The sequence below is a fragment of the uncultured Bacillus sp. genome (assembly GCF_958411575.1).
GTDB classification, from domain to species: domain Bacteria; phylum Bacillota; class Bacilli; order Bacillales; family Bacillaceae; genus Bacillus; species Bacillus spizizenii.
In genome coordinates this window covers 133,340-155,829 of the sequence record NZ_CATYRA010000006.1, presented here as the reverse complement: position 1 = coordinate 155,829, position 22,490 = coordinate 133,340, and the positions used below count along the sequence as shown (strand labels likewise).

Below are 22,490 nucleotides of genomic sequence, written 5' to 3'. Positions count from 1 at the left end.
TTACATATCACAATGTATGCTTGTAAGAGGGGACATAGTAATAGCCGGGCCAAATTATTTTATTTCACCATTTTTAAAAGCGCTGCTCTGCCGCTCATGCCGGCATGGATGCCGAGATCTTCCGCGGCGTACGTCACAGATTCTAAAGGTGCGTCTAACAGCTGGTCAATGGTGCGTACACCAACTGCGCGCCCCGCCACAATGCCCCGCTCCTTTAATTTTTCATTCAGCAGCGCCACATCAAGCGCGCCGCACATAATGTATCCGTGCTCATTTGCGACAGCCATAAAATTCGTTTTTGGAAGCTTCACTGTCACAGCTGTAAAAGGCTGTCCTTCTATCATGATTGGTGTCAGATTTACCACGTCAACCACTCCCTTCATTCATCACTTTATGATGAAGGGCACAGCTTGTTGTGGGCTGACCTCCGTTATTGCGCGAGCTTCCAAGCGAGCAGATCCCGCAAAAACTCCGGCATAAAATATTCTTTTTCTGCGGCGTCACGGATGATCGGAAACAGTCTGCCGAGGGTAAACATGTCAAGCACCGCAACAGAGTACTGCTTATGTTTTTCAATCTCTTCCCCGTTCAGCGTGATCCGTGTGACATGCGTGATTCCGTCATCCAGCCGTTTCGTTTCTACAGCAACACCCGCGTACACCATTTTTCCCATTACTTCTCCACGGAAGCCGAGCCCTTTGATCCGGAGCTGCTCCATTTGTTCTGAAGCGGCATGGACAATGGTCTCTTTCAGTTCTTCTCCCGTCAGGCGGACAGCCACCGGGTTGATCGGATGAGGGCAGATGCGGTGCAGATCCAGCTTCGTCACAGGACCTGCTTTCAGCGGACCGAGAATGACACCGGAATTCACCATACTGATGTCCGTCCCGCACCATTCCTTTAACGCGTACGCCAAAAGCAAAGGCAGCTCTGATTCTTCAAACCACTTCACCTCGGCATCTTGCGCAAGCTCCGCAACAGCATCGGATAGCTTCTCCTCGGCTTCATGTTCTTTTTCATTGAGAAACGCTTTTATTTCCGCTGATTCTCCTGTCCATTCCGCCATGTTCTGCACAGATGCTGTTTTGCTGATAATGCTTCGCTGTACGCTGTCCACCGTGATTTCTACACAGCCGACATAATGCCCGTATTTCTCGGCGCTGGCAAGCAATACGCCGTTTACCACTTGTCCATCTTCAAGTAAATGATGTGTGTGTGATTCTAGGATCACATCAATCTCAGGTACCGCTTCAGCCATTGCCTGATCATCTAGAATGCCTAAATGAGACAGCAGAACGATGATATCAGCCTGCCCTTTTACTTCCTGAATGGTTTCTTTTACGCTTTCAAAAGCATCGGTTACTGTCCATCCCAGCTTGTCATAAACGGGGTAATACGGCACAGTTACGCCTAAGAAAGCAATGGACATACCGTTTTTCAATGTTTTGATATGGTAAGGAACCGCCCAGGACGGACGGCTTCCGTTTTTGTCAAACAAATTTGAGATGATAACGGGAAATTCAGCATGATCATATAAGGCGGCGAGCTCTTCATGCGGAAGCGTAATCCCTTCGTTATTGCCGATCACCGCTCCATCAATGTGAAGACGGTTTAAGAGATCGACATTCGCTTTTCCAAAAGTCGCCTCTGTCACGAATTGAAAACGATCAAGATGATCGCCAATATCAAAAACGAGCGTCTCTTCGCTGTCTGATTGATGCTCTTTTCTTTTCTGCTCGATATAATCTACAATTTTCGGCCAGTTTTCAAAATGGCTGTGCAAATCATTTGTATGATATAAGCGGAGCTTCTCCTTCATATTATCTCTCCCTAATCGTTCAGCTGAATATGCCTTCATAAATGAGCTGGCAACCGATCAAAATCAATACGATCCGCATGATCATTACGATCGTTTTCGTTTGCATTTTTCTGTTGATGGCGGCGCCAAGCTTTCCGCCGAACCAAGCGCCGGGCACAAGCGCGAGTGCATACAGCCAATTGACGTGCCCGGAAATAACATGTGAAACAGACCCTGTCATAGAGGACAGGAAAATAATAAACATGGACGTTGCCACCGCAACCTTCGGCGGGAACAGGAATAACAGCATCATCGCCGGAACCATGAGCGATCCGCCGCCTATTCCGAAAAGCCCCCCTAAAAAGCCGACAACAAAGGCAATCGCAATGCCAATAGGAGCCTGATATGAGTATGTATAAGGCTCGCCGGCATCATCCTGAAATGTCCGAATAATCCCTTTATGAGCTTTGTTGACCGGCCGGGCTTTCGCTTTCAGCATTAAGGATAATGAAATAAGAATCATAAAAATGCCAAACCATATGGAAAACGAGTTTGAATTGAACAATTTTGAGACGTAAGCCCCGATAATACTGCCGGGACCTGAACCGATAAAGAAAATGAGCCCGCTCTTATAATCAACAGTTTTATATTTAATATAAGCCAAAGTTGATGAAAGACCCGTAAAAATAATGACCAAAAGCGAAGTTCCAATTGCGACCTGCGGCGTTACATCCTGAAACAGCGGCGTCACTGTGCTTAGAAACATCAGAGACGGCACGATAACAATTCCGCCGCCAAGCCCAATCAGACTTCCAACCGTACCTGCGATTAATCCCAGTACGACCAAAATCACAAACGACATCAATCAAAACCTCTTTTCTAAAATAAATCGAGCTGTCTCGGCGCAAGTCCGCTGTACTCGATATCAAGCAGTTCAAGCATCTGCTTGCCATTATCCGCGGCGTCTCCGCCGGAATTGTTGTTGAACAGGACAAAAACATCCTTACATTGCTGCTGTAATTCATTCAGGTGCTTTTTCCAATCCGCCAGCTCCTGTTGATTGTAGCGGTATAAGTACCTGACCTCCCGCCAGTTTTTCCCGCCGTCAGGCTTCATCCAGCCCTGCTTGTTGCGTCCGTGAAACCTGACGAGCGTTTTGTTTTCATCGGTCGCGCGCAACACAGTCGGGACGCTGCCTTCTCCGATTTGCGGTTCATCACAGACACTGTGAATCCAGCCTTCCGCTTTCATAAATGAAAGCGTCTGCTCATAAAATGGCGGCGAGAACCAGGATCGGTTTCTGAATTCGAGCGCACATGGAATATCTCCCATTTGGTGCTTGCACCATCTCAAATAAGCGACATTCTCCTTCTTGCAGTCAAACCACGGCGGAAATTGAAACAGCACCATGGCAAGCTTATTGCTATGTAAATATGGCGTTAAAGACATCTTAAACGCGTCAAACATCTCCTCTTTTGAGTCAAAGGGAATTTCTCCGCGCTGATGCCCTGTCATGCCCTGATACGCTTTCACGATAAATTGAAAGGTTTCCGGCGTTTCCTTCACCCACTTTTCATTATTTCGCGCCGGCTGAATGGCGTAAAAGCTCGCGTCTAATTCAACGATCGGAAAATGGGAGGAATAGGCCTGCAATTTTTTCTGGCCGGCCGTTTTCGGCGGATAGATGCTGTCATGATCCCCCCATCCCGTCAGTCCGATATAAATCACAATCATTCACCTCTCTCCCAGTTTATCACACGTGTTTTCAGGTTTCCTCGGAAATGCTGTTCATATGGCGGGAAAACGCTGAACGAAGATGCTGGTATTGTTCCTCATTCGTATCTAAAAACGCTTCTTCCCTTGAGGAAGGAATATGCTGATATTCAATCGGCGCCTGAAACTGTTCACTCGTAAAATCGTATATTACGCCATTGATGTTATTATAAAAATGCCAGCTCTCACCGATTTTTGTTTTGAAAATGGTGCCGCCGAAATGGTCCTGAATCACCAATGCCGTCACACCGCATTGGCCGCATGCCGGGCATTCTTTCGTCCATTTGGAACTCGTTTGCAGCGACCATGATTGGTTTAATATGTGTTTGACATGTTCCATCACCTTAGCCCCCTTTTAAAAAGATACCACGATGATAGATTTTTAAAAACCAAATCACTGACATGAAAAAACCCGGCAGAATTCAATCTGCCGGGCTTACGAAGGAACGACCAGCGCTCCGTCAATTCCGCTGTCTGCTTTCTCCCTATCACTGTACACGCACCGTCCTCTGCTGTAGGTGGCCGAGATGCGGCAGGGAAAAGTGTGTCCTTCATAAATGCTCTGTTTATGCTTTGCAAACATCGTTTCTCTTGTGACTGTGTACGGCTCCATGCTGACAAGAACAAAATCCGCGTCCTGTCCCTCTTCAAGCCGTCCTTTTTGCTGAATACCGAATCGCTTCGCGGGTGCCCCCGCAGTCCATTCAGCAATGGTTTCAAATGGAATGTGCCTCTCAAATGCCAGTTGAAACATGGCCAATAAAGTAAACTGCCCGCCGCTGATTCCGCCCCACGACAAAAACATATTATCCTCCCGCTTCAGAGAAGGACGGCAGGGGGAGTGGTCCGAGGACACCATGTCTATATTCCCCGCGATCAGCGTGTCAATTAAAGCCTCTTTTGAGGACTGTGATCTGAGCGGAGGCGCACATTTTGCGACAGAGCCCTTTTCCCGTAAATCGTCATGGCTGAACAAGACATAATGCGGACATGTTTCGACCGAAACATCAAGCCCTTCCCGTTTCGCCTCTCTGATCAGCCGGACAGCTTTCGCCGTGCTGATATGGACAAAATGAACCGGACAGCCTGTCACCTTCGCATACTGAATCGTGCGATACACCGCTTCAGCTTCGGCTTCCTCCGGGCGGGAGGCAGCGTACGCATCCGCATCAACTTTTCCTTTATTGGCCAACACCATCTGCAAATAGCTTGTGATCGCGTCGCTCTCCGCGTGAAGAGCGAGGATTTTTCCTGCAGCCGCGATTTCTGTCATACCTTTGAGCAAGGTTCGTTCATCAACGGAGCGGAACTCGTCTGTGCCTGATTTTGATAAAAATGCTTTAAACCCGATCGCGCCCGCTTCAGCCATTGGGCGGATGTCATCGATATGGCCGGGCACAAGGCCGCCCCATAATGCAAAATCCACGGCTGATTTTTGCCTGCCGAGTTCGGCTTTTGCGAGAAGATGTTCTGCCGTCACGGTTGATGGAATGCAATTGAGCGGCATATCAAAATAGGTGGTGCAGCCGCCTGCTGCCATCATTTGCGAACCTGTTTCAAACCCCTCCCAGTCCTCTCTGCCCGGTTCATTGAAATGAGCATGGCAGTCTATCACACCTGGAAACACATATTGGCCGTCTGCCTGGATTATTGCTGCCCCGCTCGCTTCAACGTCAGAACCAATCTCGGTAATAACACCGTTTTGAACTGCAATATCAGCTTCTTTAACGCCATCTGGCGTAACTGCCTTCGCACCTTTTATCACCATATCGTAAGCCATATTGATCCTCCCATGTAAGGTTGACGATTTTTCATGTCAGTTTATGTAACACAATCAGTTCTTTTTTCAACAGTTTACTGCTACTATGATCGTATTACATCAGCAAAACCGCTAGAATTCCTATTGAAAATTATTCATCTTAACCAATGTTTTTATAGAAAAGGAGAATGCTTTATGAATATTTTTGATGTGATGAAAATACCGGCTTATGAAAACGCCAAATTAATCGCAGGAAAAGCAGGAGGAGAAAGAGAGGTTCAGCATGTCAATATGATGGACGCTCCTGATATCGCAGACTTTCTGCATAAGAATGAATTGCTCGTCACCACCGCGTATCACCTGAAGGATCGCCCGCAGCAGTTATCTGAGCTGATTCGGCAAATGGCAAAACGCGGCTGCGCGGGCCTCGGCATTAAAACAAAGCGCTACCTGGAGGATATCCCGAAAGAAATCATCGAGCTGGCTGATTCATACGCGTTTCCGATCATTGAGCTTCCAGAACACATCCGCCTCGGCGATATTGTGAATGCAACACTCAGCCACATTCTCGATATGCGTTCTAATGAGCTGCAGCAAGCCATTTACGCGCACAAAAAATTCACAAACCACATTATGAGCGGCAAGGGGCTGCAATCTCTCCTTAAAAAGGTGTCAGACCTCCTTCAGCTTCCCGTACTGCTGCTTGACCAGCATGCCAACATGCTGTCCGCTTCCCATCAGATTTCATTTGAGACCGAAAAACTGAAAGGCACCCTGAATACCGTATCCGGACCGTTTTTCACTTGTTTCTCTACGTTCTCGGATCGAAAAACGTATTCTGTTCTTCCTATTTATAATCACGAAAAAAACTGCGGCTACCTGCTGATACCGGACATGGTGCAGGCTGGCGATAAAGGATTGATTCTGACCATTGAACAAGCGGCCAATGTGATTTCCTTTGAACTGCTGAAGGAAAATGCGCTGAAGCAATTCAGCCGGCGGGCGCGCAATGAGTTTTTCAGTAATTTTATTGAGCGCTCATTTACTTCAGACGACGAAATCAAAAACCGGGCAAAGGAATTTAAGCTGCGCTGGGATCAAAAATACATGTGCATTGCGGGAAAACTCGATCGGAATGACGAATCGATCAGCTTTACAGAAAATCAGCTCGCCTCTGACGGTGTATTCGAATTTCTCGAAGGCGAATTATCGGCCTTCCCGTTTCCGCCTCACCTCTTTATTAAAGGAAATGTCGGCATTATTCTGATCGAGGCGACAGACAGCTGGAGTGAAATGCACGCCTCGGTGATCAGCTTTTTAGAGCAGTTTCAAACACAGGTCATAGCTCAGTTTAAACGGACTGTGTCTTTTGGCATCAGCAATATATGCCAAAAGCTCATTGACGTTCCAGACGCGTTCACCGAAGCTTCAGACGCTCTGCAATCAGGGCATTTGTCAAGAAGCACGGAGTTTATTCAGGTGTATCACGCAAAAGATGTGCCTGAGCTTCTCCGCCTTCTCCCGGTTGAGGATTTGAAGAAATTTTACAACTCCACGCTTCAAAGCCTCGCTGAAAAACAGCAGGAGGATCAAAGTCTGCTTCATACGCTGTCCGTCTATTTAGAGACACACTGCCAAATTTCCGAGACGGCAAAGCGTCTATACGTTCATCGCAATACAGTCATTTACCGCCTTGAAAAATGTGAAGAACTGCTGGGCAAAAGCTTAAAAGATCCTGAGACGACGATGCGTTTGCGGCTTGCCTTACGGATGCAGCGGCTGATCAGCTAAAGTTTGTCACATTATCTTACAAACTGAATTGTTTTTCGTCACTTTCAGCAATAACGCCTGTCTTTTTCGGCTACAGTATCTAATGACACCAGGCAATCGGGACGCTATCATGTTACTAAAGTTCACATATAAAAGGAGGGACTATGGTGAAACAAAAATCGTTCGCAGTGTTTACCCTTGGCCTTCAGCATGTGCTGGCCATGTATGCAGGTGCGATTTTGGTGCCCCTGCTTGTCGGCAGGGCGCTGAATGTAACATCTGAACAGCTGTCTTACCTGTTGGCGATTGACCTGTTAACATGCGGCGTCGCGACGCTTTTGCAAACCTTGCGCGGAGCATACATCGGCATCGGGTTACCCGTCATGCTCGGCAGTTCATTCGTAGCCGTCACCCCGATGATCGCAATCGGCGCAAAATACGGTGTTCACGCCATTTACGGTTCAATTATCGCGACAGGGTTATTTATCTTTCTGTTTGCGCGTTTTTTCGGCAAGCTGACCGTGTTATTCCCTCCTGTCGTAACAGGTACCGTTGTAACCTTAATCGGCCTTTCACTTGTTCCGACAGGTGTGAAAAATATGGCTGGCGGCGAAAAAATAAACGGCAGCGCCAACCCCGAATACGGTTCGCTCGAAAACCTTCTTCTCTCTGTCGGCGTCCTTGTCCTGATTTTAATCCTCAACCGCTTTCTCAAAGGATTCGCCCGAACGCTGTCTGTTCTGATTGGAATCGCTGCCGGAACAGCGGCAGCAGCCATCATGGGCAAGGTCAGCTTTTCTGCTGTCGCTGAAGCCCCGCTCTTTCAAATCCCGAAGCCGTTTTACTTCGGAGCCCCTTCATTTGAAATCGGCCCAATCTTAACGATGCTGATCGTCGGAATCGTCATTATTGTCGAATCAACCGGCGTCTTCTACGCAATCGGAAAGATATGCGGCAGACCGTTAACCGAAAAAGACCTTGTCAAAGGCTACCGAGCGGAAGGAATTGCCATTCTTATCGGCGGACTGTTTAACGCCTTCCCCTATAACACCTTTGCGCAAAACGCCGGCTTACTACAGCTGACGAAAGTGAAAACAAGAAACATCGTTGTGACCGCAGGCTGTATCCTTGTCTGTCTCGGATTGCTTCCGAAGATTGCCGCCCTTGCTTCTGCCGTTCCTGCGGCTGTGCTTGGCGGCGCGACCGTCGTCATGTTCGGCATGGTGATTGCGTCAGGCGTCAAAATGCTCAGCACAGCGGATCTCACAAATCAATATCACCTGCTGACCATCGCATGCTCAATCGCACTCGGCATCGGCGCCAGCACGGCGCCCGGGACTTTCGCTGAATTTCCCGCTCCGATCCGGATTCTGGTTAGTGACGGAACCATCACCGGAAGCCTGACCGCCATCTTTTTGAATCTATTTTTCAGCTTGCGCGGCAAAAAAGAAAAAACAGCGCAGAAAACTGAACTTCCGGTTTTAGACCATACACTCGCATTAGAAAAAGAGGTGTAAAAAAGATGAAGAAACAGCACAATGCCTTTCAGCTGATGATGCTAGGACTTCAGCATATGCTTGCCATGTATGCGGGAGCGATTCTCGTTCCGCTAATCGTCGGAGCGGCGATCGGGCTGAACGCGGGGCAGCTGACGTATGTAATTGCGATCGATTTGTTCATGTGCGGGGCGGCGACTCTTTTACAGCTCTGGAGAAACCGGTATTTCGGCATCGGCCTCCCCGTTGTGCTCGGATGTACGTTTACCGCGGTCGGCCCGATGATTTCCATCGGCAGCACATACGGTGTCTCAGCGATATATGGCGCCATTATCGCCGCAGGGCTGATTGTCGTCTTAGCCGCGGGCTTCTTCGGAAAGCTTGTCCGTTTTTTTCCGCCTGTCGTGACCGGTTCAGTCGTCATGATCATCGGCATCAGCCTGATTCCGACGGCAATGAATAACCTGGCCGGCGGTGAAGGAAGCAAAGACTTCGGCTCACTGGACAACGTGCTCCTCGGGTTTGGCGTCACAGCTTTTATCTTATTGCTGTTTTATTTCTTTAAAGGCTTTATCCGCTCCATAGCGATTTTGCTCGGCCTTATCGCAGGAACAGCCGCTGCATTCTTTATGGAAAAAGTCGATTTTTCTGACGTCGTGGAGGCATCCTGGCTTCATGTTCCGTCTCTGTTTTATTTCGGTCCGCCAACCTTTGAGTTGCCGGCTGTTGTCACGATGCTTCTCGTTGCCATTGTCAGCCTGGTTGAATCGACAGGCGTTTACTTTGCTCTGGCCGATATCACAAACCGCAGGCTGTCGGAGAAGGATCTGGAAAAAGGCTACCGGGCGGAAGGGCTTGCGATTGTGCTTGGCGGCTTATTTAACGCGTTTCCCTATACAGCCTTCTCGCAAAACGTCGGTATTGTTCAGCTTTCAAAGATGAAAAGTGTCAACGTCATCGCCATCACAGGAATCATGCTGATGGGGATCGGACTGGTTCCAAAAGCCGCAGCATTGACAACAGTGATTCCAACCCCAGTTCTCGGCGGTGCGATGATTGTCATGTTCGGCATGGTCATTTCTTACGGGATCAAAATGCTTTCCAGTGTCGATTTCGATTCGCAAGGCAACCTTCTGGTCATCGCCTCTTCCGTCAGCTTAGGGCTCGGCGCCACAACCGTTCCCGCATTGTTTTCATCTCTTCCGGGCGCGGCCTCAGTCTTGGCTGGAAGCGGAATTGTGATCGGCAGTTTGACGGCAATTGCACTGCACGCTTTTTTTCAAACCAAACAGCCGAATGGCGCCGAAATAAAAACGTAAAGGAAGATGCCAATGTTCACAATGGATGACATGAACCAAATGGACATTCAAACACTGACAGACACGCTTGAATCTATTTTTGAACACTCTTCATGGATTGCGGAGAAAGCCGCGGCATTGCGGCCGTTTTCTTCCCTATCTGATCTTCACCACAAAATGGCCAGCATTGTAAAAGCCGCGGACCGCCAGACACAGCTTGATTTAATCAACAAGCACCCCCCACTCGGAACAAAGAATACAATGAGCGTCACCTCGGTAAGAGAGCAGCAAAACGCGGGACTCAGTAAACTTGAACAAGAGGAATACGAAGAATTTCTGAAGCTGAATGAACGCTATTATGAACGCTTCGGCTTTCCTTTTATTTTAGCGGTAAAGGGAAAGACGAAACAGGACATTTACCAAGCTCTGCTGGAAAGGCTTGAGAACGAACGAGAAACGGAGTTCCATCAGGCTCTTAAAGAAATTTACCGCATCGCCCGCTTTCGGCTGGCGGACATCATAACTGAAAAAGGAGAGACGCAAATGAAAAGAACTATGTCTTATGGCAAAGGAAATGTATTTGCATACCGAACGTTTTTAAAGCCGCTCACAGGGGTACGGCAAATCCCTGAGTCTTCTTTTACAGGGAGAGACAATACTGTTGTCGGCATTGATGTGACGTGCGAAATTGGCGGAGATGCCTTTCTGACATCATTTATAGACGGAGATAATACACTCGTCGTGGCTACAGACTCAATGAAAAACTTTATTCAGAGCCATCTCGCTTCCTATGAAGGGACGACAACCGAGGGATTCTTACACTATGTGGCACACCGATTTTTAGATACCTATTCTCATATGGACACTATCACTCTGACAGGCGAAGACATTCCGTTTGAGGCGATGCCTGCATACGAGGGGCAAGAACTCGGCACAAGCCACCTCGTCTTTAGAAGATCACGCAATGAACGCGCTCGGTCTGTGCTGAAAGCGGAACGAACCGGGGATACAATAACGATCACAGAGCAGTACAGCGAAATCATGGATCTTCAGCTCGTCAAGGTGAGCGGCAACTCCTTCGTCGGCTTTATCCGGGACGAATATACGACTCTCCCGGAGGATGGCAACCGCCCTCTGTTTGTCTATTTAAACATCTGCTGGCAGTATGAAAACACAGATGACGCACGCGCTTCTGATCCAGCCCGCTACGTCGCGGCTGAACAAGTCCGCGACTTGGCGAGCACCGTTTTTCACGAGCTCAAAACCCCTTCAATTCAAAATTTAATCTATCATATCGGCTGCAGAATATTAACGAGATTCCCGCAGCTCACTGATGTCAGCTTCCAATCTCAAAACCACACATGGGATACAGTCGTTGAAGAGATCCCAGGGTCCAAAGGAAAAGTCTACACCGAACCGCGCCCGCCATTCGGTTTCCAGCGCTTTACCGTGACAAGAGAAGACGCCGAGAAAGAAAAACAGAAAGCCGTCGAAAAATTAGGGAGCCTGAAAGCCTGATGGGGAAGCTGACAACGCATATCTTGGATTTAACCTGCGGCAAACCCGCGGCGAACGTAAAAGTTGAATTGAAGAAGCTGGACGAAAGCATTATGAAAGAAGCATATACGAACAATGATGGGAGAGTCGATGTTCCTCTGCTGGCTGGTGAAGAGCTGGTGTCCGGAGAGTATGTGATGGAATTTCATGCAGGAGACTATTTCGCGAGTAAAAATGTGAACACGGCCGACCAGCCGTTTTTAACCATAGTCACCGTTCGTTTTCATCTTGCAGATCCGGAAGCTGATTATCACATCCCGCTTTTGCTGTCGCCGTTTGGATATCAGGTGTATAGAGGGAGTTAAGGAGAAGGAAGCCCGCCGGTGAAGCGGGCTTTAATATGTTTAGGTGGTGGTAATCTTGCATAAATAAAAACCCTTATCTATATTGAAAAGAATTAAAGGAAAGAATCTAAGCTAGTCATTATGTCACTTAATAAAAAAACCAAACCTAGTACTTTATTTACGAAAAATCTTTCGATTCTACCAAAAATGTTGTTCAATATAAATTATTGAAGTCCTGTATAAGTAAAGGAGATTTATTTTGATAAACTTAGAATCCTTAAAGAAGAAGTATTCTCACAAAAGAGATCATCTAATATTTACCCGGGATAGAGTAGTCAATATATTAAAGAGTAAATTTAAAGCTGAAGAATTTGACTATAAGATTTTATTAGATCTTCCTAATGATGATCATTTTAAGTATGAGAATATTTTTATTGCACTTTCTATTACTGATGAAAAAGTACTGGCTAATTTATTTAATGATATTGAGCGAAGAAATCACAGGGAAGACATCATAGATAATAGAGAAAATCCATTGAATTTTAAAAGGATTAAAAAGAATAACGAACAAGTGTACAACCACATTCTGCTTGATGAGCAGGAAGGCCGCAGAGTAGATATTATACTTGAAAGCGATGGCACATTTTTTACGGAGTTTCAGGTAAGAGCGGAATGTGAGTACTTAAACAAGTATATAAATGCACTTGTTGTGGGAGCACAAATTTCAAATGGATCTTCTGATATTGAGGAAGAATTAGATGATGACTTCGTGTTTTATCTCCAAAATCTCAATAAGTTTGGATTCTTAGAATAAAAGGGAGCTATGCTCCCTTTTATTCATTCTTTTACAGTATTTTCTAACGAGTATGATCAACCAGTTTTTGCAATGTTATATCCAACACAACCCTTTATTAACCCCTCCCAGTTTTGGCTGGTTACGCCAATTCCACGGCAATGTCTTTTAAGCTCTCTTCCCACAAAAAGCTTCGTCTCTGCGTGTATCTCTTCGGTCTTGACATTACTTTCACCCTCTCCAGATCTCATATTTAAGTTTACTTTGTTTTTAATTATGTATTCTCTATTATGCCTTTAGACAAAATATTCATTTTTTCTTATTTAAACTTAAATCTATGTCGAAAATGATCGTTTGGCATATCTTATACTATCCTCACTAAAGGAGGTGGCAATATGGGTTACTCAAATGGTTATGGTAGCTCCTTCGCTTTGATTGTGGTGCTATTCATTTTGTTAATCATTGTTGGTACTTCTTTCTTTGGTGGTTTTTAAGTTTAACTTTGCCTAGCTTCTCCGTTTATGAGCACCTCCCTGTTCGATAGACGCCATAAAGAATTTTTATGGCGTTTTTGCTATGTGATTACCTAATCTAATATAAATATTCGCTACAAATCTACAATTCACAGTGTTCACCCTAATATGTCCGCTTTGAAAACCTTTGCCCTACTGGGTGAGACCACAATGCTCCAGCCAGAGGACCGGCAATTGATCCTTCGGCTGCCCTTTACATATATGACAATTCGAAAATAAATTGATTAGACTAATAAGCCTGGCTTTTATAACCGGACTCCCTTTTCCCGCAGCTCAACTCTTTTCTAATCCTGCAAGCAGACCGCATAATCCCGCCATATCCGGTACAACGGCACAAATTCCCCGCCAGCCCTTCTTCTATGTCTTCATCTGTGGGATACGGGTTTTCCTCAAACAATGCTTTGAGGGTAATCGTCATGCCCGGGGTGCAGTAGCCGCATTGGAAGCCGCCTTCTTCTAGAAAAGCGGTTTGGCAGATATCCAGTTCTTCTTTTTGAATTCCCTCGATTGTTGTAATGGAATGGCCGTCCACTTGATAAGCCATGGTCATACACGCATTGGCCAGCTTTCCGTCGATTAGAATAGAGCAGGCTCCGCAGCGGCCGATTTCGCAGGACACCTTTGTCCCGGTCAGCTGAAATTCCTTTCTAAGCAGGTCACTCAGACGTGTCGTAGGAACAGCGGCAACCTCATACTCCTGCCCATTCACGGTCATCCGCAACTGTTCCTGTTTTACAGGAAACGGCCCGGCTTCTTTTACGTCCATTCCTTCATCCCCTTTCTGTCTATCGCGTTAAGAAGTTCTTCTCTTGAAATTGGCAGCTTGTTTATCCAGCAGCCGACCGCATCATGTACAGCCTTTACAATCGCCGGAGTGATGGCGATCGTTCCGATTTCGCCAACACCGCGCGGGCCGTAGAAATCACCTTCCATTAGCTCTTCAATCGCGGTCAGCTTCATATCGGGTACATCCTTCACACCGGGAATGATATACTGGTCGAGATTTTCCGCGGCATAACGGCCGTCCGTCATTTTGGCGTCCTCCATCAGCGTATAGCCGAGCGCCATGGCAGCGCCGCCTTCGATTTGCCCCCGATAGCCCTGCGAACTGACAACCGGACCTGCCGCAATGGCGTGCTCACAATCTATCACTTTGACATCGCCTGTTAATAGATCTACCTCCACCTCAACAGCCGCCGCGCCAAATGAGTAGAGAAAATGGCCGCCCACCACAGGATCAGGCGTTGCCGGAAAATCGAATGCGGTTTCCTCTGCCAAAGGGCCTTTTTCAGCCAGCGCCTTAAACGTCACCACAAGCTCATTTGTGTCAAACATACGCAAGCCCCCGGCACCGAGAATAAGGTTTTCCGCCACACAGCCGCTCCATTCTGCCGCCCGTTTTTTCAACTGACAAAGAAACGGCTTCTTCAAACGCTGGATCGCGTGCCACACCATGCTTGTGCCGCGGGATGCTGTGGATGAGCCTGACTTCGGCACTTTTGCGGTATCCCCAATGACAATGGAAATATCCTCTGCAGCACAGCCCAGCTCCTCGGAGACAATATGTTCAATTGCGGCTAGAATCCCCTGTCCGCATTCTTCAAATCCGAACGAAGCTGTGATTTTGCCGTTACTTGAAAGGGACAAACGGCCACCTGCTGAATCCATTCGGCCATACCCCAGCCCGCCGCCGTGCATCGTAATTGCCGCTCCCCTGCCTCTCCGTCTATACCCGGAGTTCTGGCGTTTTCTTGTGAAAATGGGAGACTCTGAAATAGTATTCAACACCTGCGCCGCTCCGTCAGTCGGCGCAATCCGATGCTCAAGCGGCCCTAAGTCATGCGGTTTTCTGATATTTTTTCTTCTCAGCTCCAGCGGGTCGATGCCGAGCATATCACTGAGGCGATCGAGATGCGTTTCGAGGGCAAATGTGATTTGATTGCCGCCAAAACCCCTGAATTCTCCCGCCACCCCGTTGTTCGTAAACACAGATATTCCTTCCGTCCGAATATTTGGAATGCGGTACGGACCCGCGGCGTGCTCTACAGAAAAGTCAAGAACGGCCGGTCCGAGGGTGGCATAAGCGCCTGTGTCCGCCACAATTTTCACATCATTGGCCAAAAGCTTTCCCGCATGATCCGCACCCGTTTTTATCGTAATCTTCATCGGATGGCGTTTAATGCCAGAACGTACAGATTCCTTTCTGGTCTGATGAATTTTGACAGGAAGTCCGCTTTTCAAGGCCAAAAGCGCGGCATACGGCTGGATATTCAGTTCATCCTTCCCGCCGAAAGAGCCGCCCATCGGACTCGAGACAACCCTGATCTTCTCTTCAGGAATGTCAAAAATACGGGCAAGCTGGAAACGGTCTTTATAGCCATGCTGCGTTCCTGCATACATCGTAAAGCCCCCATTGACTTCAGGAACGGCTACGCCTCCTTCCGTTTCCATATACGTATGCATCTGCCGCGGCAGCTCGTAGGTTTCTTCAAGGACCGTGTCAGATGCTTGAAATCCTTCTTCAACATCGCCGTGTGAAAAAAATGCGCGGTGCAGGATATTTCCGTCCTCGTGCAGTTTTTGCGCGTCCGGCCGAAGCGCTTTTTCTGGTGAATCCATAACCTCCAGCTCTTTATATTCAACGCGAATCAGCTCCAGCGCCGCTTCCGCGATTTCCTCCGTTTCCGCAGCAACTGCGGCGATCGCATCCCCGACATACCGCACCCTGTCCTCGCATAAAACCGGCTGATCAGGGATCACAATGCCAAATCGGTTTACACCGGGAACATCTTTATGAGTAACAACTGCCCGTACACCTACCATTTCTTCAACTTTCATGGTGCAAATCGACACGATCTCCGCATGAGGAGAAGCGCTTCTCAGTACTTTGCCATACAGCATTCCTGGAAAGCTGAGATCGGTCATATATTTCAGTTCCCCTGTGACCTTTCCTCTTCCATCCGGCCTGATTCTTGACGGTTTGTTGATCATCATTTATTCCCCTCCCTCAGCCATCAGCTCTGCCATGATGATGTTGGCAGCGGCTTTTTTTCTGTATGCCGCTGACATAAAAGCATCTTCGGAAAACGGCAGCTCGTGGATAAGCGTTTTGTACAGCTCATGTGGGTCCCACCCTGGTGTCATCCATTTCGCTTCGCTGTCCAATAATCTCTTAGGTGTGATATCGGCATGGCCAGCGGCGAGACGAATGGCGCCGTCTTTCAAAAAACGTCCAGCTGCAACAGCAACCGCTCCTGTAAAAGCCTGGCGCCTCCCAAGCTTGCGGTAAAACACACGCTCTCCCTCCGTACGCGGGATGATGACACGCGTGACGATAGCAGTTTCAAAGTCCTCATCTATGAGCCACTCACCAAGCGGCAGCCTGATCAGTTCCTTTTGGTACACGATAAGCTCCGCATCAAGCACAAGCAGGAGTGGAATCAAATCGCCGATTTTACTCGCGATGTTGCCGCCAATCGTGGCCCGGCTGCGGATTCCGGGTGAAGCGACAGCGGAAGCAGCGTCACTGAAACAACCAAGCGCACTCTTAATTAGGGAGTTCATTCTGCATTCACTCAGTGTTGTAAGCGCACCGATCGACAAGTGGGTATCACTGGCGCTGATTCCTCTCATCTCGTTGATTCCTTCAAGACTGACGAGATGCTGTTTCGGAAGAATCCCTTTGTCCCACTGAAGCTGAAGCAGCGTGCTGCCCGATGCGGCACACACATCCGGGGCAAGCTGCTCCAAAAGTGAATAGGCTTCATCGAGCGCTGCCGGCCTCCATAATTGAATATTCATCCTTGCTTTTGTCACTTGGACGTTCAAACCATCAACCTCCTCACCATGTCATATTCCTCCGGTGTATCAATGTCTTTCAACTCCGAGCTTGTCTTTGCCTCCAAAACGGCTCCTGTTCCAAGCTGTCCGCTTTTCAGGAGCCTGCGAGCCCCCTCATCTCCCTTTAACTCCTTTACATAAGGAAAACAAGCCGATGAGAAATAGATTGGCGGGGCGAACGCGCCTAAAGACGAAGACACGGCAAATGACTCAGAAGCCATTGCAACAAGGGCATTGAGATGATTGACGGAAAGCTGCGGCTGGTCGGCTAATAAAATGACAACGCCGTCCGCTCCCATGCTTTCTGCTTTTCTCACCCCGCTGCTGACTGAATGCCCTTGCCCTTTTTCAGCTTCTTGACAAACGTGCAGGCTCCAGCGTTCTCGAAAAGGCGGCGTGTGATATAGCGCTCCCATCCACTCAAGGGAAGCACTTTCAGTTCTCTCGATGATCAGCACGTGATCAAGGCGGGACAAAAGAGCGTTTTTCAAAGAAAGCGATCCGATGGTTTCTCCCTTTAACGGCAATGCCAGCTTGTTTTGGCCCATCCTTTTGCTTTTGCCGGCAGCGAGAAACACTCCGATAATATAGGGGCTTCTCATACAACCGCCAGCCGTTTTCTTGTTTGAATGACTTCCGCGACAACGCTGACGGCAATTTCCTCAGGGCCTTCCGCACCGATTTTCAGCCCGACCGGACTGTAAAAGTGAGCCGGCGGCTGTTTTCCGTTCAGCAGCCGCTTCGTACGGTTTGTCGAACCCAACAGTCCGATATAATGAAGATTTTGAGAAAATAAGAAGTCGATGATCGCTTGATCGTGCTGAAAATGGTGGGTTGCCACAACAGCTGCATCATGCGGGTAAAACTGAAATTCACTGAGCATTTGTTCCGGAAAAGCGGTGATCAGCCGATCCGCTTTTGGGAATAGAGAGGGTGTGCAATATGCAGGACGCCAATCTGACACGATAACAGAAAACCCTGTATCAGCCGCCAAATTGGCAAGCGGCACAACATCCGGCCCCGCTCCAAACAGAATGAGACGCGGCTTCGGTTCAATTCGCTGAATAAACATGTTGGTTGATGGATCAAAATGCGGTAAATGAAGCGTTGAAGCGGTACGTTGAATGTCTTGCAGAGGCGCGTCCGGCCAGTTCCCAAATTGCTCGTTCTCCGACAGAAATATATAACGGGAGGAGTCAAGCTGCGTAACAGCTGTGACAGCTTTGCCTGAATGAAGGCAGTCCCTCACTCTTTCATAGTGCCGTCTTTTTTCCTGAGTGATTCGCTCCGCATGAATATGAATAATGCCGTTGCATCCGGCTCCCATGCCCCAGGAAAGATCGTCCTCCGCCCGCATGTCATATGGAATCAGCGCTGACGTCAGCTGTTCGCCCAGTTCACTAATTCTGTGGAGCAAATCTTCTTCCACACACCCGCCGCTCAGCAATCCGACCCGTTCGCCATTTTTCTTATAGAGCATAGAAGCGCCTGCTTTTCGATACGCGGAGCCTTCAACTTGAACAATTGTCGCCAGCACAGCCTCATCCTGATCTTCCAGGAGCGCATCTAACACCATGTGAAAATTTCCCAATGCTGCATCCTCCTCTCAAAAATCGCTGTAAGAAACAACAAGTTCAGCATGGTTTTATAGGTAACTTGTATAAAGCATAGATGATGGAAGAAAAAATGACTCATGCTTCGTCAGAAAATGCAACACAGAGAAAGAGGATTTGTAAAAAAAGTCAAACGAAGAGAATCAGATTGGAGAAAAGGCGAAATCGCATCACTAAAAAAGCTTGCGGCATGCCGCAAGCTTTTCTTTATACCGCTGCCTGGCGGCCAGCGTTTTCATACACATCAAGCGCTGCTTGGAGGGCTTTTCCTGCTTTGATCCCTGCGCCATGTCTCAGCAGCACAGCCTCTAACCCGGCAAGCACGAACAGCACGTTTTCTTTTCTGCAGCTGTAGCCCATCGTGCCAATTCTCCAGATCTTTCCCGCCAGCGGGCCGAATGAGCTGGCTATTTCGATGCCGAATTGCTCCAACAGCATGTGGCGGACAGACTCGCCATCAATGCCGCCGGGGATTTCTACACAAGTGACAACAGGCATTTTGCAGCTGTCATCTCCAAACAGCTTCAGCCCCATTGCCCTAATCCCAGCTGCTAATGCGGTCTCATGGAGATGATGCCGCTCAAAACGGGCTTCAAGACCTTCTTCTAGCACCAGCCTTACACCCTCACGCAAGGCGTACAGCATCGTCGTCGCTTCTGTATGATGATTGAGCCGTCTTTCGCTCCAATAATCCTCAAGCTGGCTCAAATCAAAATAATTGCTTGTGATCGGCCGGTTTCCTGAAGGCGTTGCCCTGTCAGCTTGTGTCGCAATCCCACGTTCCACCTTTTTACGCGCCGCAATCACATCCGCCACCCGCTCATTATATGTAATCGGCGCCATTCCCGACGGAACAGACAAGCACTTTTGTGTGCCGCCGATAGCCGCATCAATCTTCCAATCATCGACTTTAACCTCGCAGCCGCCAATCGTTGCAACGGCATCGACAATAAACAATACATCCTCGGCTCGGCAGGCTTCGCCGATTGCTTTCAGCGGGTGAATCCGCCCTGTCGATGTTTCCCCATGTACCATTGCCACAATTTTCGGCTTCACTTTTTTCATTTCCCGTATGATGTCATCCGGGTCAAAAACCATTCCCCATTCACACTCAAGCGTATGAACATTCGCCCCATACCGCTCGGCAATTTCAGTCAGCAAATAACCGAAGCGCCCATAAATGGGTATGAGCACATCATCTTCCGGCTCAATCACACTCGCCAGCATCGCTTCGATTCCCGCCCGTGAAGTACCGTCAATCGGATATGCCCAGCGGTTTTTCGTTTGGAACAGCTCCCGAAGCATCTCCATCGTTTCATTCATGATACCGGTAAACGCTGGATCAAATTGACCGACAATCGGGGTACTCATCACTCTTAATACACGCGGATCAACCTCAACAGGACCCGGCGTCATAATCGTTCTTAACGGGGTACATAATTCTTTTCTGCCTGACACAGCCATTCCTCCTTTATCAGTAAGCTAATTTGTATAATAAATCAGTCAATGCGCGGACGCCGATCTCAAGCTGTCTGGCTGAGGTATATTCCTTCGGAGAGTGGCTGATGCCGCCGCGGCTTGGCACAAACAGCATACAAGCTGGATGGCGCCTTCCGATCATTTGTGCATCATGCCCTGCTCCGCTTACCATTTCTTCACAGCCGATCCCGTTTTCTGCCGCTGTTTCAAAAGCCGCAGCCTTCAGCCTTTCGTCCATCGGCACAGGCTCTATCCGCATATATTCATCAATCATGGCGCGAATTCCTTTTTGAAGGCAAATGCCGTTGATCAAAGCAGCCATGTCTTCATGAAATTGCTCCAGCACGTGCTGATGCTGATGACGAATATCGATTGAAAACTGCACGCGGCCCGGTATAACATTGGCTACATTGGGCTCTGCCGTTATTTTTCCGCATGTCAGACGGAGCTCATCCGGCTGCTCTTCCGACCGCAGCAGCAGTTCATGAATGATGCGGCTGCTGGCTGCAAGCGGGTCCTTGCGCCATTTCATGGAGGTGGTTCCCGCGTGATTGCATTCCCCCTCCAGCGTGACGAGATATCGCCTCTGCCCCGCAATACTTGTGACAATGCCGAGATCCCGGCCTGACATTTCCAATGTCTGCCCCTGTTCAATATGAAGCTCAACAAAAGTGCTGATATCTGTCCTATACGCTGACTGAAACACGCCTTTGCCAAAACCGTTCTCATACATCGCAGTTTGCAGGGAGACTCCTGATTCGTCTCTCGGTTCTCCTGCATCCTGTACTGAAAAAACGCCCGTCATATTCCCCGATCCCCAATAGGTCATTGGGAAGCGGCTCCCCTCCTCCTCACATAAGGAGACCGCTTCGAGTGTTTTTTTCGGCGCTCCGTACGTTTCTTTGAGCTGCTTTATCGCGAGCATTGCCGCTAGAACGCCATAGGCGCCGTCATACTTTCCCCCATTGATGACAGTATCGATATGTGAACCGGTTAAAATCACTTCATCCGGAGACTGGGTGCCCGAAAGCCTTCCAAAAACATTGCCGACATCGTCGAATCTTGTTTCAAGCCCAAATGAAGACATTTCCGTTTTGACTGCGAGCTGCGCGTCCATCCACTCTTTTGTGTACAAAAGCCTCGTTACGCCGCCGTCCGCAGATGCGCCGTATTGGGCGAGCCATTCAATATAATCTGTGATGCTGTTTTTGACTGAAAGCTTCTGCTTTTCCATGTACTCCCCCCTCTGGCCGTTATGGTGACTTCATTATAGAAGGAGGAACTCGATAGTTCATTGACAGAATAACCAAAAAAACGTTTATTTTTTAGTCACAGTATCTATCCAGCGCTATAGTGACCAGACCCCCCCTAGCTCTTTAGTGCCATTTTCATGTAAAGTCAAAAGAAAACACAGTAAGGGAGGGAGCCAAAATGCAACAATGGATTAAAGAAACAGCAAGAGGAAAAAGGGGATCAAAACACCTTTCATATGAACAAGCCAAGCTTGCGGGAGAAGCGATGTTTTCCGGCAAAGCAAGCGATGTGCAAATCGCAGCATTTCTGATCGCAGAAAGGATCAAAACAGAAACGCCGGACGAATTGCTGGGTATCACCGAAGCTATGCGGGCGCATTCCTCGGCGCTTCAATTGCCGCCGCACATCAGCAGCCATGCCGTCGATTTTGCCGTGCCGTATACAGGAAGGCGCTCTTTTCTCGCCACCATTCCTGTGTCTCTTTTACTCGCGGAAAGCGGCATACCGGCATTTCTTCACAGCAGCGACGCGCTTCCGCCGAAATACGCAACCAGCATAAAAGCCGTTTTGCGGGAGCTTGGCGTTGAGACGGAAGGCACACCGGAACACATTGAAAAAACCCTCTCCAAATTAATGATTGGATTTGCATCAGCCGAGTGATGTTGCCGCCCGTTTCAGCGGCTGAAAACCATTCGTGAGGAAATTGGCGTGCGCACCGTTTTGAACACCGCAGAGAAACTGCTGAATTATGCCGGAGCCTCCCATATCATGATGGGCGCGTTTCAATTGACAGCCATTCAGCATATCTTTCCTGTGTTTCAAAAGCTGGGATATCAGCAGGCGTTTATCGTTCAAGGAGCGGAAGGCTCTGAGGATGTCCCTGTTCACCGCAACAGCTTTGTGTTTACGGTCAATGAGAACCAAATGGAATCCTTCATCTTAAAACCGGAGGACTATGGATTAAAAGCGGACGAAGCAGCAGTGGATCAAACAATGAGCCCGGCCGGACAAGCAGAAAAAATCAAGGCGATTCTCAGCGGCAGCGAGGAAGCCGGAGTAGACTATGAAAGAAAGCAAGTCATCATGAATGCGGGACTGCGTTACTATTTATTCGGACATACCACATCAATTGAAGAAGGAACAGACCTTGCCAATTCTCAGCTGAAGCAAAAACGGGGCCTAAAGATATTGGAACAGTGGATATCCGCCTCCTCCAAAGGGACTAATTTACAATTTTAATGAA

The 22,490-nt window shown here is 48.3% G+C and carries 22 protein-coding genes; 9 read left to right on the top strand and 13 right to left on the bottom strand.

What is annotated here, in order from left to right:
- Positions 1–59: 59 nt before the first annotated feature.
- The 6 genes from Q5C82_RS11820 to Q5C82_RS11795 all read right to left on the bottom strand — a co-directional run bounded on the left by Q5C82_RS11820 (position 60) and on the right by Q5C82_RS11795 (position 5,351).
- Complete coding sequence (locus Q5C82_RS11820; RefSeq protein WP_003222881.1) at positions 60–365, bottom strand: YunC family protein; 306 nt, start codon at positions 363–365, stop codon at positions 60–62.
- A gap of 65 nt (positions 366–430) precedes the next feature.
- Complete coding sequence (locus tag Q5C82_RS11815; RefSeq protein WP_003222879.1) at positions 431–1,819, bottom strand: bifunctional UDP-sugar hydrolase/5'-nucleotidase; 1,389 nt, start codon at positions 1,817–1,819, stop codon at positions 431–433.
- Between the two features lie 19 nt (positions 1,820–1,838).
- Positions 1,839–2,660 carry a sulfite exporter TauE/SafE family protein gene (locus Q5C82_RS11810; protein ID WP_003222876.1) on the bottom strand — a complete coding sequence of 274 codons (822 nt, stop codon included), beginning with the start codon at positions 2,658–2,660 and terminating at the stop codon, positions 1,839–1,841.
- 17 nt (positions 2,661–2,677) lie between these two features.
- A complete protein-coding gene (locus tag Q5C82_RS11805) occupies positions 2,678–3,526 on the bottom strand; it encodes a DUF72 domain-containing protein (RefSeq protein ID WP_003222874.1) in 849 nt (282 codons plus the stop codon).
- A 37-nt stretch (positions 3,527–3,563) separates the two neighbouring features.
- On the bottom strand, positions 3,564–3,911 hold the full coding sequence (locus tag Q5C82_RS11800) for a hypothetical protein (RefSeq protein WP_003222872.1): 348 nt from the start codon (positions 3,909–3,911) through the stop codon (positions 3,564–3,566).
- A 96-nt stretch (positions 3,912–4,007) separates the two neighbouring features.
- Positions 4,008–5,351: an allantoinase gene (locus Q5C82_RS11795; protein ID WP_003222870.1), complete on the bottom strand. Its 1,344-nt coding sequence runs from the start codon at positions 5,349–5,351 to the stop codon at positions 4,008–4,010.
- Between the two features lie 174 nt (positions 5,352–5,525).
- On the opposite strand from Q5C82_RS11795, the gene pucR reads away from it, so the two are divergent.
- The 7 genes from pucR (at position 5,526) to Q5C82_RS11760 (ending at position 13,022) form a co-directional block, all read left to right on the top strand.
- On the top strand, positions 5,526–7,121 hold the full coding sequence (gene pucR / locus Q5C82_RS11790; RefSeq protein WP_003222868.1) for a purine catabolism transcriptional regulator PucR: 1,596 nt from the start codon (positions 5,526–5,528) through the stop codon (positions 7,119–7,121).
- 146 nt (positions 7,122–7,267) lie between these two features.
- Positions 7,268–8,617 carry a uric acid permease PucJ gene (gene pucJ, locus Q5C82_RS11785; RefSeq protein ID WP_032727392.1) on the top strand — a complete coding sequence of 450 codons (1,350 nt, stop codon included), beginning with the start codon at positions 7,268–7,270 and terminating at the stop codon, positions 8,615–8,617.
- A 5-nt stretch (positions 8,618–8,622) separates the two neighbouring features.
- Complete coding sequence (pucK, locus tag Q5C82_RS11780; RefSeq protein ID WP_003222864.1) at positions 8,623–9,915, top strand: uric acid permease PucK; 1,293 nt, start codon at positions 8,623–8,625, stop codon at positions 9,913–9,915.
- 12 nt (positions 9,916–9,927) lie between these two features.
- Positions 9,928–11,412 (top strand): factor-independent urate hydroxylase, encoded by a 1,485-nt coding sequence (pucL, locus tag Q5C82_RS11775; RefSeq protein ID WP_003222862.1) that lies wholly within the window; start codon positions 9,928–9,930, stop codon positions 11,410–11,412.
- Positions 11,412–11,756 carry a hydroxyisourate hydrolase gene (gene uraH / locus Q5C82_RS11770; protein WP_003222860.1) on the top strand — a complete coding sequence of 115 codons (345 nt, stop codon included), beginning with the start codon at positions 11,412–11,414 and terminating at the stop codon, positions 11,754–11,756. Before pucL ends, uraH begins: the two co-directional genes overlap by 1 nt.
- A gap of 238 nt (positions 11,757–11,994) precedes the next feature.
- Entirely contained in the window at positions 11,995–12,549 is a 555-nt protein-coding gene (locus tag Q5C82_RS11765; protein ID WP_003222859.1) for a hypothetical protein, read from the top strand.
- A 374-nt stretch (positions 12,550–12,923) separates the two neighbouring features.
- Positions 12,924–13,022: a YjcZ family sporulation protein gene (locus Q5C82_RS11760; RefSeq protein WP_003222857.1), complete on the top strand. Its 99-nt coding sequence runs from the start codon at positions 12,924–12,926 to the stop codon at positions 13,020–13,022.
- 268 nt (positions 13,023–13,290) lie between these two features.
- On the opposite strand, the gene pucE is transcribed toward Q5C82_RS11760, so the two are convergent.
- The 7 genes from pucE to allC form a co-directional block, all read right to left on the bottom strand.
- Positions 13,291–13,827, bottom strand: a complete 537-nt coding sequence (gene pucE, locus Q5C82_RS11755) for a xanthine dehydrogenase subunit E (protein WP_003222855.1) — start codon at positions 13,825–13,827, stop codon at positions 13,291–13,293.
- Entirely contained in the window at positions 13,818–16,055 is a 2,238-nt protein-coding gene (pucD, locus tag Q5C82_RS11750; protein WP_003222853.1) for a xanthine dehydrogenase subunit D, read from the bottom strand. Before pucD ends, pucE begins: the two co-directional genes overlap by 10 nt.
- Complete coding sequence (gene pucC / locus Q5C82_RS11745; protein WP_003222851.1) at positions 16,056–16,889, bottom strand: xanthine dehydrogenase subunit C; 834 nt, start codon at positions 16,887–16,889, stop codon at positions 16,056–16,058.
- Positions 16,886–17,503 (bottom strand): xanthine dehydrogenase accessory protein PucB, encoded by a 618-nt coding sequence (gene pucB, locus Q5C82_RS11740; RefSeq protein ID WP_003222849.1) that lies wholly within the window; start codon positions 17,501–17,503, stop codon positions 16,886–16,888. The genes pucC and pucB overlap by 4 nt, the downstream gene beginning before the upstream one ends.
- Positions 17,500–18,492 (bottom strand): XdhC family protein, encoded by a 993-nt coding sequence (locus Q5C82_RS11735; RefSeq protein WP_003222847.1) that lies wholly within the window; start codon positions 18,490–18,492, stop codon positions 17,500–17,502. Before Q5C82_RS11735 ends, pucB begins: the two co-directional genes overlap by 4 nt.
- A 229-nt stretch (positions 18,493–18,721) precedes the next feature.
- Complete coding sequence (gene pucG, locus Q5C82_RS11730) at positions 18,722–19,972, bottom strand: (S)-ureidoglycine--glyoxylate transaminase (protein WP_079996449.1); 1,251 nt, start codon at positions 19,970–19,972, stop codon at positions 18,722–18,724.
- A 16-nt stretch (positions 19,973–19,988) separates the two neighbouring features.
- Positions 19,989–21,227 carry an allantoate deiminase gene (gene allC, locus Q5C82_RS11725; protein ID WP_003222844.1) on the bottom strand — a complete coding sequence of 413 codons (1,239 nt, stop codon included), beginning with the start codon at positions 21,225–21,227 and terminating at the stop codon, positions 19,989–19,991.
- Positions 21,228–21,424: 197 nt separating this feature from the next.
- Between allC and Q5C82_RS11720 the strand changes: the two genes are divergently transcribed.
- On the top strand, positions 21,425–21,907 hold the full coding sequence (locus Q5C82_RS11720; RefSeq protein WP_230939501.1) for a hypothetical protein: 483 nt from the start codon (positions 21,425–21,427) through the stop codon (positions 21,905–21,907).
- A 48-nt stretch (positions 21,908–21,955) separates the two neighbouring features.
- A complete protein-coding gene (locus tag Q5C82_RS11715; protein ID WP_230939500.1) occupies positions 21,956–22,486 on the top strand; it encodes a hypothetical protein in 531 nt (176 codons plus the stop codon).
- The last annotated feature ends 4 nt before the right edge of the window (positions 22,487–22,490 follow it).